Source organism: Vibrio sp. STUT-A16 (genome assembly GCF_026000495.1).
GTDB classification, from domain to species: domain Bacteria; phylum Pseudomonadota; class Gammaproteobacteria; order Enterobacterales; family Vibrionaceae; genus Vibrio; species Vibrio diabolicus.
Window position 1 is genome coordinate 907,433 of record NZ_AP026766.1, and the last position, 14,526, is coordinate 921,958.

11 protein-coding genes are annotated in these 14,526 nt (G+C 45.5%); 5 read left to right on the top strand and 6 right to left on the bottom strand.

Going from position 1 to position 14,526, the window contains the following annotated elements; translation table 11 throughout:
* Positions 1-379 precede the first annotated feature (379 nt).
* Positions 380-934 carry a GNAT family N-acetyltransferase gene (locus tag OO778_RS20540; protein WP_256954640.1) on the top strand — a complete coding sequence of 185 codons (555 nt, stop codon included), beginning with the start codon at positions 380-382 and terminating at the stop codon, positions 932-934.
* Between the two features lie 58 nt (positions 935-992).
* On the opposite strand, the gene OO778_RS20545 is transcribed toward OO778_RS20540, so the two are convergent.
* On the bottom strand, positions 993-1,232 hold the full coding sequence (locus tag OO778_RS20545) for an RNA-binding protein (RefSeq protein WP_005392166.1): 240 nt from the start codon (positions 1,230-1,232) through the stop codon (positions 993-995).
* A 182-nt stretch (positions 1,233-1,414) separates the two neighbouring features.
* Between OO778_RS20545 and OO778_RS20550 the strand changes: the two genes are divergently transcribed.
* Positions 1,415-1,948 (top strand): GNAT family N-acetyltransferase, encoded by a 534-nt coding sequence (locus OO778_RS20550; RefSeq protein ID WP_085342450.1) that lies wholly within the window; start codon positions 1,415-1,417, stop codon positions 1,946-1,948.
* Positions 1,949-2,072: 124 nt separating this feature from the next.
* On the opposite strand, the gene putP is transcribed toward OO778_RS20550, so the two are convergent.
* The 4 genes from putP to OO778_RS20570 all read right to left on the bottom strand — a co-directional run bounded on the left by putP (position 2,073) and on the right by OO778_RS20570 (position 8,773).
* A complete protein-coding gene (gene putP, locus OO778_RS20555) occupies positions 2,073-3,566 on the bottom strand; it encodes a sodium/proline symporter PutP (protein ID WP_005392162.1) in 1,494 nt (497 codons plus the stop codon).
* 136 nt (positions 3,567-3,702) lie between these two features.
* A complete protein-coding gene (locus OO778_RS20560; protein ID WP_005383557.1) occupies positions 3,703-4,410 on the bottom strand; it encodes a 1-pyrroline-5-carboxylate dehydrogenase in 708 nt (235 codons plus the stop codon).
* A gap of 11 nt (positions 4,411-4,421) precedes the next feature.
* Positions 4,422-7,553 carry a bifunctional proline dehydrogenase/L-glutamate gamma-semialdehyde dehydrogenase PutA gene (putA, locus tag OO778_RS20565; RefSeq protein WP_258614276.1) on the bottom strand — a complete coding sequence of 1,044 codons (3,132 nt, stop codon included), beginning with the start codon at positions 7,551-7,553 and terminating at the stop codon, positions 4,422-4,424.
* A gap of 407 nt (positions 7,554-7,960) precedes the next feature.
* The gene (locus OO778_RS20570) at positions 7,961-8,773 is read right to left on the bottom strand and encodes an AraC family transcriptional regulator (RefSeq protein WP_006740882.1); all 813 of its coding nucleotides are present in this window, start codon (positions 8,771-8,773) and stop codon (positions 7,961-7,963) included.
* A gap of 974 nt (positions 8,774-9,747) precedes the next feature.
* Between OO778_RS20570 and OO778_RS20575 the strand changes: the two genes are divergently transcribed.
* Positions 9,748-10,467, top strand: coding sequence for a helix-turn-helix transcriptional regulator (locus OO778_RS20575; RefSeq protein WP_005392144.1), 720 nt, complete (start codon positions 9,748-9,750; stop codon positions 10,465-10,467).
* Between the two features lie 72 nt (positions 10,468-10,539).
* Here the strand turns inward: OO778_RS20575 and pdxH are convergent, their stop codons facing one another.
* On the bottom strand, positions 10,540-11,175 hold the full coding sequence (gene pdxH / locus OO778_RS20580) for a pyridoxamine 5'-phosphate oxidase (protein WP_005392142.1): 636 nt from the start codon (positions 11,173-11,175) through the stop codon (positions 10,540-10,542).
* A 115-nt stretch (positions 11,176-11,290) separates the two neighbouring features.
* On the opposite strand from pdxH, the gene OO778_RS20585 reads away from it, so the two are divergent.
* A complete protein-coding gene (locus OO778_RS20585; RefSeq protein WP_264912817.1) occupies positions 11,291-13,165 on the top strand; it encodes an ATP-binding protein in 1,875 nt (624 codons plus the stop codon).
* Positions 13,158-14,384, top strand: a complete 1,227-nt coding sequence (locus OO778_RS20590) for a response regulator (protein ID WP_047009700.1) — start codon at positions 13,158-13,160, stop codon at positions 14,382-14,384. Before OO778_RS20585 ends, OO778_RS20590 begins: the two co-directional genes overlap by 8 nt.
* The last annotated feature ends 142 nt before the right edge of the window (positions 14,385-14,526 follow it).

A 14,526-nucleotide genomic window follows, 5' to 3' on the forward strand; every position in this document is an offset into this window, starting at 1 on the left:
CTTCTCCCTTTTTTCAGTACTACTGACAATTGACATATTTTGTTCAAAATAATTCCACAATAAAAAATCCCCTTTAATTTTTTGTGTCCTATCTTCAAAAAATTGGACGAAAGTATCAAAAAATTGAGACATTGGTCAGACCTCAACTTTTGTACCATTATTATGAACGAACGCGCTTATGTGTGTAATAATACGACACATCACACATAAGCAATTGTTGCTACTCGCTATTTCAATCTGCAATGATCAATTTTATGGCGCTTTAAATATGGCTTTCACTCACATTTTCGATTCAGGCATTACTTGGTTGTTTAAACAAGCCTGATTTACAGTGTGAATCTGCAATTTCCACAATACTGACTCATCTCAAGGACGCACGATGACGCTTCAACCAACGCTCACTACAGAAAGGCTTATTCTTCGCCCATTTCATCCGACAGACAGCACAACAGTCGCACGACTCGCAGGAGACAAGAGCATTGCAGATATGACGGCAAATATTCCTCATCCCTATGAAGAGCCGATGGCACAAGTTTGGATTAAGAGCCATGTTGGCGTATATCACCAACGTAGTGGGGTCATATATGCCATTACTCAACGTCAAGACGAAGCGTTAATTGGTGCTGTTAGTCTGCTAAACATCTCGGAGGGAGTCGGCACATTAGGGTATTGGCTTGGCGTCGATTATTGGGGGAATGGGTTTGCTCAAGAAGCGTCAATGGCTTTAATTCAGTTTGCCAGACTACATTTTGAGTTATCGGGCCTAAAAGCGATGCACTTGGTCGAAAACAGACAATCCCAATCAGTCATTCAAAAGTTGGGCATGACGTATATCGACAATCACATCATCAAAATGCAAGGAAAAGAACGAGAAGTCTGCGTATACCAGCAAATATTTTCGCCTCAAGTAACCGTAGCAACCTCTCAAAATTAAGGCACTAAAAAACCAGCCTCTCAGCTGGTTTTATCTTTCACCTTGAAAGGCAAAAATACTAGTCTTGTGCGACTTTCACACGAATCTTGCTCTTGTGTACTGAAGACAGGTTTAGTGCCTCCAACGCCGCAACGGCTTCGGCTTCATCTGGCATGATCACAAAACCAAACCCTTTTGATAAACCCGTCTCTTGATCAAGCACGACGGTGCAAAGCTCAACTTTGCCGTAGTTTGAGAACAGAGTACGGATGTCTTGCTCTGTCGTCTCACGAGCTAAGTTTCTTACTAGAAGTTTCATATTAAACCATTTTATGTTTATAACGCCTCAATTCTCTCAGCTTCTCCCTTACAAACCAAGTGAATAATGTTCTTGCGAAGGCTAGATGTCTCTAAGTGTTTCTGTTTAAATGATTTTTAGTGATAACGCTCTGAATCCTGCATTACGAGACGATTGGAGTATAAAAGCCTAGGAGATTCGACATGGAAACCAAACGTTTAAAGCTCATCCCAGCTTGCTTGGAACGTGCAGAAGAAGCACATCAGGCCGTTGTTCGTAGCCAAAGAACGCTTGAAGTTTACCTGCCATGGGTACCTCACGTGCTCACTTTAGAAGCGATGATTGCAGGGACAGAGAAAGCTATCGCAAACTTTGAAAACTTCGAAGAAGAGTTGCGCTACTACCTAATCGACAAGGAAAGCGATCGTTTACTCGGCGCCATTGGGTTAATGATCCATGATCAAGAGATACCGGCATTTGAGATTGGCTATTGGCTTGATGATCGCGCGGTAGGCTACGGTTATATCTCTGAGGCGGTAGCGGCGATTGAAAACTATGCATTCGAAGCGTTGGACGCGAAAAGAATCGCGATTTTAGCCGATGCGAATAACCGCAAAAGTCGTGCGGTTGCTGAGCGCTGTGGGTATGAGTTTGAAGGTGAGCTACGCAATGCTCGGCGTGCGCCTTCTGGCGAGCTGAGTAACACCGTCATTTACGCCAAAGTTCGTCGTGACTGACACACTCACAAAGAATAAAGCGACGTGACAGTCTGGCCTCAAGCAATCACCATTAACGTTTATTAAGTTCAGATAAAACAAAGCCCGCTGTATAAGCGGGCTTTGTGTTCGTAAAAGGAAGTAATTAGTCTAGTTCAACTAGTTTCTTCTCGTACGATTGATGTTGGTCTAATACGTCTTGCGCTGCACCGCCTGTCGCTTTGCTGATAACAACGATAGCAAGCGTAGAGAAGATGATGCCCGGTACGATTTCGTACACATCAAACCAACCGCCAGTTAGCTGCTTCCAAACTACGATAGTGATACCACCAACAAGGATACCTGCTAGTGCGCCGTTACGGTTCATACCGCTCCAGTAAAGGCTAAGTACAACCGCAGGACCAAATGCAGCACCGAAGCCAGCCCAAGCGTAAGAAACAAGACCAAGTACTGAACTATCTGGTGTCATTGCTAGGAATAGCGCAACAAGCGAAATCACGATAACGCCGATACGGCCAATCATTACGATTTCTTCAGAAGAGGCTTCTGGCTTGAATACTTGCTTGTAGAAATCTTCTGCAAGCGCTGAAGATGAAACAAGAAGCTGTGAGTCTGCTGTACTCATTACCGCCGCTAGGATTGCTGCTAACAACATACCCGCAACGACAGGGTGGAATACTGCGTTAACCAATAGCATGAAGATCTTCTCGCCATCTTCTAGTTGAGTGCCCGGATGACCCGTAACCCAAACCAGACCGACAAGACCAACAAGCATTGCACCAACCATAGATAGTGCTGTCCAGATCACAGCGATACGACGTGCAGTCGTTAGATCTTTGTTTGAACGAGACGCTTTAAAACGCGCTAGGATGTGTGGCTGACCAAAGTAACCAAGACCCCATGCCGCTAAAGAGATGATAGCAATCGCAGACAGTGGTTCGCCTTTGGCGTCATTCCATAGCGTTGCAAGTTCTGGGTTGATGTCATGCAGATCAGAAGTTAGCTGACCTAGACCACCGTCCATTACTGCAACAGGAACAATCATTAGCGCAGCCGCCATTAGCAAGCCTTGCACTAAGTCAGTCCAAGATACCGCAAGGAAACCACCGAATAGTGTGTAAGAAACCACACACACCGTACCGATGATAACAGCGTAGGTGTAATCTAGACCGAATACCGTCTCAAACAGTTTGCCCCCTGCGACCAAACCTGAGCTGGTGTAGAAAAGGAAAAATAGAAGAATGAAAAACGCAGAGATTGTCTGGATCAGTTTCGACTTATCGTTGAAGCGACGTGACAGGAACTCTGGCAACGTTAACGCGTCAGTTTGGATACTGTAGGTACGTAGGCGTTTTGCACTGATGAGCCAGTTTGCCCATGTACCAAGAAGTAGACCGCCGGCTAACCAGAAGGCCTCGATACCCGCAGCGTACGCATAGCCAGGCAAGCCTAGCAGCAACCAGCCACTCATATCTGAAGCACCTGCAGATAATGCAGCAGGCCACGGACCTAGGCTACGGCCACCTAGGAAGTAATCAGATGAATTGGAAGTCCTCTTATACGCGTAAACGCCAATAGCAACCATAATCAGTAAATACGCCACAAAAGTGGACGTGATAGCAAAGCTATTTTCTATCATTAGATAGTCCTCGTTATAATTATTTCCTTCCTTGCCTGCCCTGATATTTTACCGTCTCAGCAATACATCAGAGTATAAGAAACCAATCTGGACCGGCTCTCAGTCCAGTTACTCCAGATTGGTATCACAAGTCAGGTTAGTGAGTTTCGTTCCCCAACTCGAGTAGAGTCGCGTTACCACCCACCGCAGTAATATTTATCGTTCGAGTGCGCTCGGTAATGAAGCGCAACGAGAGATGAGGATCATGAGCCAATTTCGGTGACTCTAAATCCGTTTCAGAAACTAAGCCGACGATTGCACCGTCACGCTTAGCTAGTTGAAGATTGAGCGCATGCTCAACCTGTGAACGCCCAACATAACCCACACTACGTACATCGCTCTCAAGCAACGGAGCAGACGCATCGTACGCAACAACCTGGACTAAGTTAGATGGGAAGTTTGCCAACGCTACAGCTTGCTTAACCAGTTGGTTTAGCTCTGCATTGTCACTGCAAACGACCACACTGTTGCCTGCAATTAAGGCACAGGTGATCATCGCAAAAGCACTGTATAACGCATTATCAGCAGGCTCGATGTTGTTTTCACAAATCACCAAAGCCACACCGCGTCCTGCGGCATACAGTTCGTTAGTTTCCCCTGTAGGGCCAACTAACTGGTGAGTTTCTGCAAGAAGAGCTGATGCTTGTTGCAAGTGGTAAGAAACCACTTTGGCAACGGTAGACTGCTGCCCTTCTAATGCAGATTTAAATGCCAGAACATGCTCGCATTTGTAATCAAAATCAGTCAGATTCCACTGCTCCCACGCAGAGAATGCATCTTTAAAATAGGTGATCTGATGAACCATAATGCGACTCCTTATGCGTTTTCTGCTTGAGCAAGAAGATGTTGAGTAAAGCGGAATAGGTAGTGTGGACCACCAGCTTTCGGGCCAGTACCCGACAAGCCTTGACCACCAAACGGCTGTACGCCAACCACAGCACCAACTTGGTCTCGGTTGATGTAGCAGTTACCTACTCGAGCGTGTTTCTCAATCCAACGGTACGTGGTTTCGTTACGGCTATGGATACCCATCGTCAAGCCAAAACCCGTTTTGTTGATCTGCGCAACCACGTTCGGTAATTCAGACGCTTTAAAGCGAACAATGTGCAAGATTGGACCAAATTGTTCTTCTTTCAGCACATCGATGCCCGAGATTTCAAACGCACTTGGTGAGACAAAGTCACCATGCTGGCACGATTCATCCAGCTGTAGCTGAGCGACTTTAGTCTGTGTTTTGCTCATTTGCTCAAGGTGAGCAAGGAGCTTTTGTTTTGCATTGCTGTCGATAACCGGACCAACGTCCGTTTTGTGTAGGTAAGGTAAACCAACATGCAGCTCATTCATCGCACCTTGAATCAGGTTGATCATACGGTCTGCTACATCTTCTTGTACAAATAGAACACGAAGGGCAGAACAACGCTGACCGGCAGATGCAAACGCCGAACGAATCACATCACGCACCACCTGCTCTGGCAATGCAGTACTGTCCACGATCATCGCGTTTTGACCACCTGTTTCCGCAATAAACGGAACCGGTTTCGCAGTACGCTCCGCGAGCGTGACGTTAATGCGTTGCGCAGTTGCCGTTGAACCAGTGAATGCCACACCAGCAATGGCATCATGAGAAGTCAGTGCATGACCGATCTCAGCGCCGCGACCAGTAAGTAACTGAATCACACCAGCAGGGAAACCCGCATCAAGCATTAGTTCAATAGCGCGAGCGGCGATTAAGCTTGTTTGCTCAGCAGGTTTGGCAACCACAGTGTTACCTGCAATCAGTGCTGCCGTTACCTGACCAAGGAAGATAGCCAGCGGGAAGTTCCAAGGGCTGATACACACAAACACACCAAGACCTTCACGGCTAGAAATGCGTTTCACACCATCGAAACCCTCTAGCTCAAATGGCTGTAGGTTTTGCGCTTGTTTCGCGTAATAACGACAGAAATCCACTGCTTCACGAACTTCATCAATACTATCGTGAATCGTCTTGCCCGCTTCTTTGTGACAAATCGCTACCAGCTCAGCCAGATTTTCTTCCATTAAGTCAGCAAGCTTTTCTAAACAAGCCGCTTTTTGCTCAACAGGAACACCTTTCCAATCAGAGAAAGCAGTTTGCGCCGCATCAATTGCAGCGGAAACATGATCAAGAGTTGCAAATGCCACCTTGCCGACTTCAATTCGGCGATCGTACGGTGCGGTGATGATCTCAGCCGCATTTTCCTTGATCATGCTTTCGGCAAAACGCTCACCATTGATCATCGGGCCTGCAACCCAATGATTGTCCATGAAGCTTTCTACTTGCGCTTCAAATGGCTTCGCCTCACTGTCGATATCAATGTTGACGCCGTATGAGTTCTTACGCTCAGGGAAGATGTCGGCAGGTAATGGGATCTTGTCGTTGTGTAGCGTGTCAAAACCCGTCAACACATCAACAGGGTGATGAGTCAACTCGTAAATCGGACAACGCGCATCAACCAATCGATGTACAAAAGAGCTGTTCGCGCCATTTTCAAGCAGACGACGAACCAAGTACGGAAGAAGATCAGCATGGCTACCGACAGGAGCGTAAATACGTACTGGCTGACCATACATTTCCATAACATGGTTATACAGTGAATCACCCATACCATGTAGACGCTGGAACTCGTACTCTTTGTGCTCAGCCATAACGGCGATTGCCGTCACCGTGTGAGCATTGTGGCTTGCAAATTGCGGATAGATATTACCGCGAACACCTTCGCTAAGTAGGAAACGAGCACAAGCTAGGTACGCAACGTCCGTCGCTTCTTTGCGAGTGTATACCGGGTAATTAGCGTAACCCGCTTGTTGAGACCACTTGATTTCGCTGTCCCAGTACGCGCCTTTAACCAAACGCAGCGGAATAAGGTCACCCTGCTCTTTTGCGAGTGCGTTTAGCCACACCAAGACTGGTAGAGCACGTTTTGAGTAGGCTTGAATAACCAAACCAAACTTGCCCCAACCTTTCACAAGATCGCTACGGTACACTTTCTCAAATAGCTTCAGAGAAAGCTCAAGACGATCCGCTTCTTCTGCATCGATTGTGATTGCAACGTCGACTTCAATTGCACGTTTTAATAGCTGCATTAGTGAGTCATACAACTCTGTCATTACACGTTCTTCATTTGCGACTTCGTAGCGCGGGTGTAATGCAGAAAGCTTGATGGAAATCGAAGGCGCAGGACTGGTGTCATTGCCGTAAGTCTCTCGACCTACCGCTTCGATCGCCATTAGGTAATCTTTGAAGTACTTGTTCGCGTCCGCTGTAGTTAACGCCGCCTCACCTAACATATCAAATGAGTAGGTGAAACCTTTGTCGCGCATTGGGCGACCGTTCTTTTGCGCTTCTTCGATCGTACGACCACGAACAAACTGGTGACCCATGATCTTCATTGCCTGATACATGGCTTTACGAATCACAGGCTCAGAGAATTTATTTACCAGACGGTTTACAGCCTGACCTGGGCTCTGGGTGCCTTGCTCACCAAGACCAACCACTTTACCTGTTAGCATGAGGCCCCATGTTGATGCGTTAACAAACACAGAGTCAGAGTTTTTCAGGTGAGATTTCCAGTCTGCGACGCTCAACTTATCTTTAATCAAAGAATCTGCTGTCGCGGCATCTGGGATGCGCATTAATGCTTCTGCAAGACACATCAGCAAGATACCTTCTTGAGTATCTAAGCTGTATTCCAACAATAGAGCATCAATCATCTGGATTGACTTCTTATCGGCACGAATGGCTTCGATAAGTTGGGTCGTTTGGGTAGTGATCGCCGATTTTTCATCCTCTGTCGGCGTCGCTAGTGGCAATAGTTGCTCTAGCCATTGAGACTCGTCCACCATATACAATGGCGAGATCAGTGACCACAACTTATCAAGCGGCTGCCCGATAAATTCCGGTGTCAACACGTTCGTAGCTGTAAACATGTGTGTTCCTCAATCTCACTCCTCGAAAACCGCTTCGAGGATTATCAATGGCTGGCAGTGTATTTTGAGGCCGATAAGAATACTTGTCAAAAACTACGACATTTTTGCCAAAAACTCGCTTTTATAACAAAACATCCACATAGTCACATTCAAATAGGTAATATTTTGTGTTGTAAATTTTAATTTTTTCATTGCAATCACAACAAAATGTCAAGAATATCAATAAGATTTTTGTGAAGCGTTCGTTCTAAGAGAAAATGTAGGATCAAGTGGCATATCAGTCACACCAAAGGACAGAGAATTTAACAAAACGAGAGATAGGTCACGTGAATAAAACACAAAAAAACCATGCACATTGCATGGCTTTTTTTCTGATTGCTGCTAATTTGACCTAAAAATACGCGTTGTTATCCAACTTGTTTTTTATAACGGGATGGCGATATTCCCTGTAAGCGAGTAAAAGTATGAGTAAACGTACTCTGGCTTGAGAAACCAGTGAATTCGGCAATTTGCCCTAAAGAAAGGTGGCCTTGCTCGATTAATTCACGAGCCATGTCGATACGCTTTCCGAGAACATATTGATGAGGTGTAATCCCCATCTGCTCCTTAAACAAGCAATGGAACTGACTTTCCCCTAGAAACACTCGTCCCGCTAACTGAGCCACACTGATTTTATGGCTAAGGTGCTGCTCGATGTAGCGATCAATCGCCTCCAAATCAAAGCGTGACTCTTTTCGGCTAGTCTCAAATGCCGAGATATGGCGCTGCATTAATGCAATCACGGTGTCGTTGCACGCGCGACTTAACAGCAGGTCGTCCGGATGGTTTCGCATTTCCTGAACCAACATCTGTATCAGCTTCTGAATTTGACCGTCTAACTGAAAGTAGACATGGTCTCTTTCTAGATTATTGATTTTCTGCAGCATTTCAGGATCATCATTTGTCGGTTTTGGCATATTCAGCACCAAAATATCCGATTGATTAATGACGCCACCGAAAGCATGATCAGAGCATGCGGTTACCACACAACCTTGGCCAGGACCGACAAGATTACCTCGTCCACGCACTTCAAATTCGGCTTGTCCTTTTAAACCAATCACGATCTGTGTGTAAGAATGATCATGGCAGTCCATATAAGACGGAAGTGTGATCAGTTCTGCTGGCTTAGGCAGCATAATCTCTTGATATGGCGGGGCTTTGGGGTTATCTGAATCACTCATTTTAAACAGTCGTCTTTACACGGTCAGCTTACGTCTTGGCATCATATACCTTCCTTGTTGGGTTGCAACTTTTCCCCAACTCAATCGCACAAGATCAAAACAGCATGATCAAGTTGGTTTACATGATCATAGTTCCGGAACGATGATCATGCGAGGTTAACTTACGGTCAATGAGCAACCAATTTTATTAACAAAAACGGATAGATAGAAGCACCTTACGTATACATAACCAATAGATATAAAGATCCTTGTTACCGAACAATCCGTTATTTGGTAGAACACTGCGGTTCAAAATAGATAAATCGCCTCATAAACAGATCAAAGCCACCTCTTGAAATCAACATAGAGGGATTTCCCCCCTTACTAATATGCTTCTGATTCAATACATTAGTCCTCGAGCTTTAAGATGCATACGATCTAAAGCTCTCGGTATCTCATTGATACCTCTAACTTACTTAGCAGACCCTCGCTAGGTAATTTAGAACCTCTTCTACACGTCGACAAGATTATATCTTGTGTTGCCAGCCCGTCTTCAGGCTGGCTTTTTTTTCGCTTCTCAACAATGAAAACAATGGCATAAGCTGATATTATAGCTTTCGTCTCACTGTCCCTCTCATATGACTTAGGCGCCGTTCTCCCTCTCGATGAGTGATATGAACGCCAACTAAATTACAACTGAGTTGTAGGAAGCATGATCAAGGACGATACGAGTTGTAAGCCGAACATCAGGCGGACATCCGTGAGCGCACATATCTGTAATGAAACAGACCATTTTCCCAATTAAATTCTTCGTTCAATTTCGTTGTTGTTTATCACTGTGTGACGAAAATATCGAACACCATGAACTTAATTGGATTGAGCGCCAATCAACGAACGTGTTCTAGCAACGTGACTGCCTACTTGGCAATGTCAATATTAACAACGCAACACGGACGTCTCTGTATTGGTAAAAGCAGTATGTAGTGAGTCCTTTTGTGAATATTTCAGTCGATACCATAGAACAATCCCTCCTTAAACAGCTACCAGGTTGTTGGGGATGCAAAGATAAAGATTCGGTATTCCGCTACGTAAACCAGGAATACGCAGAACTGTTGGGACACACGTCGCCCGAGGAGTGCGTCGGTAAAACTGATTTTGAGATGGCGAGCCCAACCACTGAATGTGCACAAGAATTTCAACGCCAAGATAAACACGTCATCGAAACTGGTGAGTCACTCAAAATTCTTGATATCCACCCTTATCCAGATGGCCGCTGGCGAGCCCATATCTTTACTAAAACACCGTGGCGAGATGACAATGGTAACATCGTAGGGACCATTTTCTACGGAAGAGAACTCACCGACACCGCCGTGATTGAAGTCGGGTATTGGGTTTGTCGTGCAATCAGCACCAACCCTAATCAGCAATCCATCTTTCGTTTCTCTGACTTACAGCCAAAACCAGAGAAGCTCACATGTCGCGAGCAAGAAACGCTTTTCCTCTTGCTCTACGGCAAGAAGCCACAATTCATCTCTCAGGTCATGGGTATATCAACAAAAACCGTTGAAGGTCACGTCGCACGCTTACGTAATAAGTTTGCAGCAAACAGCAAGAACGAACTAATAGATAAAGCCATGGAAGCAGGCTACGGCTCTGTTGTACCCAAAACGCTGCTTAAGCATCAATTATCGGTAGTGTTGAATGGAGAGCGATAATTCGCGCCACTTTCTTCCTACAAAAACACCGCCCAAGTGGGCGGTGTTTGTTTATTCATGAGGCACGAGAGTTTATGGCGCTAGACGGTCAATGTCCCAACTTCCGTCATGTTGGGAGAAAAGAAAGCGGTCATGAAGACGATGTTCACCGCCCTGCCAAAACTCGATGCTCTGTGGTTTTACGCGAAAGCCCCCCCAGAAGGTTGGAACCGGTATTTCACCCTTCGCAAATTTCTGTTTTAGCTCTAAAAACTTACCTTCTAATACGCCTCGAGCAGAAATACGGCTACTTTGCTTGCTCGCGATTGCGGCTAATTGGCTCTCTTTTGGACGAGAAGTAAAGTATTTCATATTTTCTACGGCGGTGAGCTTTTCCGCCACACCTGTAATATGAACCTGGCGCTCTAACGGATGCCAAGGGAAGTGCAAACTAATATTGCTGTTATGCTCAAGCTGCTGGGCCTTGCGACTGCCTAGGTTGGTGTAAAATACAAAGCCATTTTTGTCGACGTTTTTCAATAGAACAATGCGTTGAAACGGCATGCCATTTTCATCAACCGTTGCAACTGTCATCGCAGTCGGATCCGTTAAACCCGCTTCAACTGCTTGCTCTAGCCACAGATTAAATTGATCAATAGGATCAGCTTTCAAATCTTTACGACGTAGCCCACCTTTGGTGTACTCACGACGAATATCAGCAAGTTCCATCTTTACTCCTTCACTCGTTTTTGTCGATTGTGCTCCCGATACTGAGGAAATACAAGGACATCATTGTGCTTGTTATCGTTGCCGCTCACAGCATCACAGTGTGTCATTTGATACCATGACACAAAAAACCAGTGAGCTGATCGTGAACTTACTCAACCCTAAAGCCCTACGCCATTTTCTATTGCTACTGTGTGCCGTTGGCATTTCAGGGCTTGCGCTTACTCATCATTACGCAACTCAATACCAACATGATCAGTGGCAACAAAAGCTAGAGAGACAAGCAGCGCAAGTGTCGCAAGAAGTCGACTACGAGCTGGCAAAGTTTGAACAGATACCAAACCTATTAAGTCACGATCCGAGATTACTCAAAGCAGTAGAACGCGGAGCGCCCTCTCACGAGCTCAACCTATTGTTAGCAGATTGGTTGAAACAAAGTTTGGCCGATACGATTTACGTTCATGACCGCACAGGGTTAGTCATTGCCTCAAGTAACTTTCAGCAAGAAGATACGTTTGTTGGTTCCAGCTTTAGCTATCGTCCCTATTTTAAAAATGCGCGACACGGTGAACCAGCTCAATATGTCGGGTTAGGCGTTCGTTCAAATAAACGTGGGTACTTCTTCTCATCTCCGCTTTGGGTAAATGATGAGGTCGTTGGCGTGATCACGGTAAAAGTGAACTTGGAGCAGTTAGAACAGCGTCTTTCGCAAACCACGACGGACGTACTCATCACGGATAAACACAATGTCGTGTTTATGAGCAATTTGCCTAACTGGCGCTATCGTGCACTTTTCCCGCTGTCACCGAGTGCGATAAACGAGCTTACCGAAACGCGTCAGTATGGCGATACCTTACCAGAGTATTTTGGTGAGCTTACCGCGCAAAGTGGCGTCACCGAGTTTGCTGATAATCAATTGCTCCTCTCACCCAATTACCTCGCATACGCGACACATTTATTGGATAAAGGATTTCGCGTCGTTGCCTTGATAAACCACAACAGCGTCCTTGCCGCCGTTTTACAGGCTGATATCGTCTTCCTGATTCTATATGCGCTCATTGCGCTGATTGCGTTGGCGTGGTTCCAAACACTCGTGAACAAGGCACGCCTAGCCGACCTTAATGTGAGCCTAGAAGAAAAAGTGGTGCAACGGACACTAGTGCTGAGTGAAGCCAACCAAAAGCTACAACAGACCATCCGCCAATATGAGCAAAGCCAGCAAGAACTCAAACAAACTCAACAAGAGTTGACCCAAGCCGCGAAATTGGCACTGTTGGGCGAGCTGTCTGCCAGTATTAATCATGAGATAAATCAGCCACTTTCCGCACTAAGAACCTATACCGAAAACTCGCAGCGTTTGTTGGCAATGGAAAAATACCCAATGGTCGCCGACAACTTGGGCAAAATGCTGACACTCAATGACACCATTTCGGAAGTGATCGCACGCTTAAAAGTCTTCACTCGGAAAGCCACGCACGATTCACACAATGAAATCGCGGTACTGCACGACGCAGTACATACTGCCACCAGCATTTTGAGCAACAAACTCATTAAACAAGGGGTGACATTAAAAGTCCCAGCCATCGATTATAATGTGAAGCTAGCAATTCACAGCGTTGAGTTAGAGCAAGTTCTAATCAATCTCTTCCACAACGCTGCACAAGCGATGGAAAACTACTGCATTGATCCGCAAATATCTATTGCCGTTCAGTGTCATGATGACAGCTGTGACATTCTTGTTTCCGACAACGGGCCCGGCATGTCGGACGAAGCCTTAGCAAAAGTCTTTGACCCATTTTTTACGACTAAGCCAGAGGGCTTAGGATTAGGTTTGACCATCTCCAAACGCATTTTAGAAAGCTATCACGGTTCACTCAGTGCTTATAAACATCAGAACACGGAACAACAAGCAGGAGGCATGACCTTTATCGTGACGCTGCCAATCGCTATCCAAAACCAACGCAACCCAGAAGTGGAAAACAACCATGAATAATCCCGTTTTCTTTGTTGATGATGAACCACATATTCGTGATGCCGTCGCTCAAGCACTGCTTATTGAAGGGATAGACGTCACCTGCTTACCAAACGCCGTGGAAGCCTTACGCGTTATCGACCCAAATACGCCAGCGATCATCATCACCGATATCCATATGCCCGTGATGGATGGATTGGAGTTCATGCGAACGTTGCGAAGTAAAAACGATCACTTTCAATTTATCGTACTTACCGGACATGGAGATGTGAAAACCGCGGTAGATGCGATGAAAAGCGGCGCGTACGACTTTCTCGAAAAGCCTTTTTCAACGGAACAACTTATGAAGTCGCTCAATAATGCTGGCGATAAGTTGAATCTATTGCAGGAAAACATCTGGCTTAAGAAAGAGCTCGACATGCAAACTCATGTTGGTCCGAAAATGATTGGTCACAGTAAAGCCATGGTGAGCATTCGTCGCGCTTTGATCAGCGCACCAACGAACCAGCCGATCATTTTTGTTGGTCAAGATGGCACAGGTCGCCGGCTCGCCGCACAATTTGCCCACGACATACATGCAACGCCAGACAGCGAGTTAATCGCCGCTTCTGGTGAGGATCTCTATGAGCTTTCATTAGAAGCCCTCGATAAAGCCATACATCGCTTGATTGAAGGAAAAAGCCATTGCAGCTTGTACTTACATAGTGCTGAGCATGTCTCATATGAACAATGGCAATGCTTGTTTAACCACCCGAAACTTGAGCGTGTTTTTGGTGCGACAACCCAAGTTGATCCGTCTATAAAAGCCCTAGCTACTCTAATTCACTTGCCGACACTCGATGAAAGAAAGGAAGATATAGGGCCTTTATATAAGCACTTTGTACGCCACGCAGCGAGCCGTTATCAGCTTCAACCGCCACACATTAGCTTAGAAGAAGTCAAACATCTGACCGATTTAGAATGGCCAGAAAATATTAAGCAGCTGCGCCAATTTGCAGAACTTCGCGCGCTCAAGCCAGATACCTTCCGAATGGAAGATTGGAACAGTGAAAAAAGTATCGAAATTCAGAGTATGACTCAGCGCACAGAATACTTTGAATATTGCTTATTATTCGATGCACTACAAAGACACCGAGGCAGACTCAAAGAGGTTCAACTAGAATTACAGGTATCACGCAAAACCTTGTACGACAAACTAAAAAAACATCAGTTGGATAAAACCAAGTTCAAGGCGCAATAGCCATACTCTGACGATATCTTCACTTTTCTTTTGCTAGAGAAGCATTGAAAACGCTCATTCGGAGAGAGAATGGTCTTCGTCTCATATTTTTATTCGCCGAGCATACTGACATGATCGGTTAATAATAATAAGATCAAAAAGA

Bases quoted from the DNA above. Each gene is read 5' to 3' on its own strand.
- putA (WP_258614276.1), bottom strand. From the start codon at position 7,553: ATGTTTACAGCTACGAACGTGTTGACACCGGAATTTATCGGGCAGCCG.
- OO778_RS20585 (WP_264912817.1), top strand. From the start codon at position 11,291: ATGACACAAAAAACCAGTGAGCTGATCGTGAACTTACTCAACCCTAAA.
- OO778_RS20545 (WP_005392166.1), bottom strand. From the start codon at position 1,232: ATGAAACTTCTAGTAAGAAACTTAGCTCGTGAGACGACAGAGCAAGAC.
- OO778_RS20550 (WP_085342450.1), top strand. From the start codon at position 1,415: ATGGAAACCAAACGTTTAAAGCTCATCCCAGCTTGCTTGGAACGTGCA.
- OO778_RS20570 (WP_006740882.1), bottom strand. From the start codon at position 8,773: ATGAGTGATTCAGATAACCCCAAAGCCCCGCCATATCAAGAGATTATG.
- OO778_RS20560 (WP_005383557.1), bottom strand. From the start codon at position 4,410: ATGGTTCATCAGATCACCTATTTTAAAGATGCATTCTCTGCGTGGGAG.
- pdxH (WP_005392142.1), bottom strand. From the start codon at position 11,175: ATGGAACTTGCTGATATTCGTCGTGAGTACACCAAAGGTGGGCTACGT.
- OO778_RS20540 (WP_256954640.1), top strand. From the start codon at position 380: ATGACGCTTCAACCAACGCTCACTACAGAAAGGCTTATTCTTCGCCCA.
- putP (WP_005392162.1), bottom strand. From the start codon at position 3,566: ATGATAGAAAATAGCTTTGCTATCACGTCCACTTTTGTGGCGTATTTA.
- OO778_RS20590 (WP_047009700.1), top strand. From the start codon at position 13,158: ATGAATAATCCCGTTTTCTTTGTTGATGATGAACCACATATTCGTGAT.